Origin of the sequence: Pedobacter sp. JCM 36344 (genome assembly GCF_046546555.1) — a bacterium.
In the GTDB taxonomy this organism is placed as follows: Bacteria; Bacteroidota; Bacteroidia; order Sphingobacteriales; family Sphingobacteriaceae; genus Pedobacter.
Window position 1 is genome coordinate 1 of the sequence record NZ_JBKHKK010000040.1, and the last position, 1738, is coordinate 1738.

Annotated in this window: 3 protein-coding genes; all 3 read left to right on the forward strand. The window is 44.0% G+C overall.

Features of this window, described 5'->3' with window-relative positions:
• Positions 1-74: 74 nt before the first annotated feature.
• Entirely contained in the window at positions 75-377 is a 303-nt protein-coding gene (gene tnpA / locus ACHFIZ_RS17860; RefSeq protein WP_410888325.1) for an IS66 family insertion sequence element accessory protein TnpA, read from the forward strand.
• Complete coding sequence (gene tnpB, locus ACHFIZ_RS17865) at positions 377-736, forward strand: IS66 family insertion sequence element accessory protein TnpB (protein WP_410888327.1); 360 nt, start codon at positions 377-379, stop codon at positions 734-736. The genes tnpA and tnpB overlap by 1 nt, the downstream gene beginning before the upstream one ends.
• 49 nt (positions 737-785) lie before the next feature.
• A partial coding sequence (gene tnpC / locus ACHFIZ_RS17870; RefSeq protein ID WP_410888329.1) for an IS66 family transposase occupies positions 786-1738 on the forward strand: 953 nt, incomplete at its 3' end.

Here is a 1738-nt window from a genome sequence, read left to right on the forward strand (position 1 = left end):
GTAAGCGTTCGGCCGTTCACCTCTTTCCCCGGGTATCTTGATTAGGTAGCTTTGCTTTATTAAAACATAGCAAAATGAGAAGAAATAGCACAGTGCATCAAGAAATGTTTGGTCACTACCAGAGTTGGCAGCAAAGTGGTTTAAGTCAAATAGGCTTCTGCACGCTGCATGGGATTACTTTTCATAAGTTCAACTATTGGGTTCGCAAGTTTCATTCCGGAGATTCCAAAGGCAAAGCACCTTCAGGTGGTTTTCTATCGGTGGCGATCAAAGAGCCATCTTCTGATTGTAAAGTTGAGATTATCCGTGTGGATGGTACCCGCATTCAGTTTCATGGTGCTGTAGATGCTGGTTTTATAAAAAGCCTGCTGGACTAATGCTGAGCCTGAATTCCGGTTACCGTTATTATATCTACCGTGGAATTACCGATTTCCGTTGTGGAATGGACAGCTTGAGTGGTACGGTTAGGAGAGAGCTTTCCATTGATCCTACCGGTGGGGAGATCTTTATCTTTTTCAATCGTAAGCGTAATATGGTAAAGCTATTGCACTTTGAAGGCGATGGGTTCGCGATCTACCACAAGCGATTAGAGGCAGGAACTTATGAACTTCCCCTTGCCGCAACCCAGGCTAGTTCTGTAGAAATGAGCAGTGAGGATTTACTATTGATCCTGCGCGGGATCAGCCTAAAAAGTGTAAAGCGGCGCAAGCGTTTTAGCTTAAAAAAAACAGGCTAAAATTGATAAATAACTTGCCTGAACGGGCCAAAATGCGTATTTTTAGGTCATGATCGAACATGTTTCAGAGACTGTTTTTAACCCCGATGAGCTGATGAAAAAGCTCAACGAGGTGGTAGCCGTCCTGAACCAGACCTTACAGGAATCTGCCAAAAAAGATGTGATTATCGATCAGTACGCTGCAGAAAACATGCAGCTTAAACATGAGCTTTCTAAGTTGAAAATGTTAGTGTTCGGTGCTAAAAGTGAACGCTTTCAGGGTCAGGGTTCAGCCGATCAGATGCAGCTTTCTTTTGAAGATGAATCTCCAAAGCCACTTACTGCTGAGCAGCTGACCCAGAAGATTAATTACACCCGCAAAAAAGCTGCCTTAAGTGTATCTTCACATCCAGGCAGGACAGCTTTTCCTGCATCCCTTCCAAGGGAAGAGAACATCCTTTTACCAGATACGGACCTTACCGGATATCGCGAGGTTGGCAGGGAAATCACCGAAGAACTCGAATACATACCAGGAAAACTGTTTGTAAGGCAGTATATCCGTCCGAAATTTGTACGCAAAAATACCGATGAATTTATCGTAGCAGTATTGCCATCACGACCTATTGAGAAAGGAATTGCCGGCCCTGGCCTGCTGGCCCAGATTATTATTGATAAATATGTTGATCACCTTCCACTATACCGTCAGGTAGAACGTTTCAAGCGTGAAGGGGTTACTTTAGCAGCCTCCACCATTTCAGGATGGCTGACTGCTTGTTGTACTTTGCTGGATCCTTTATATCAGCAGCTCAAAAACGAAGTACTCAAAAGTAATTACCTTCAGGTGGACGAGTCCCCGATTAAAGTGCTGGACAAAGATAAAAAAGGCAGTACCCACAAAGGTTTTTACTGGCTTTATTACGCCCATTTAAGTAAACAGGTCTTCTTTGATTACAGACCGGGCCGAGGTAGAGAAGGCCCTGAAGAATGCCTTAAAAACTTTACCGGATATCTCCAGACTGATGG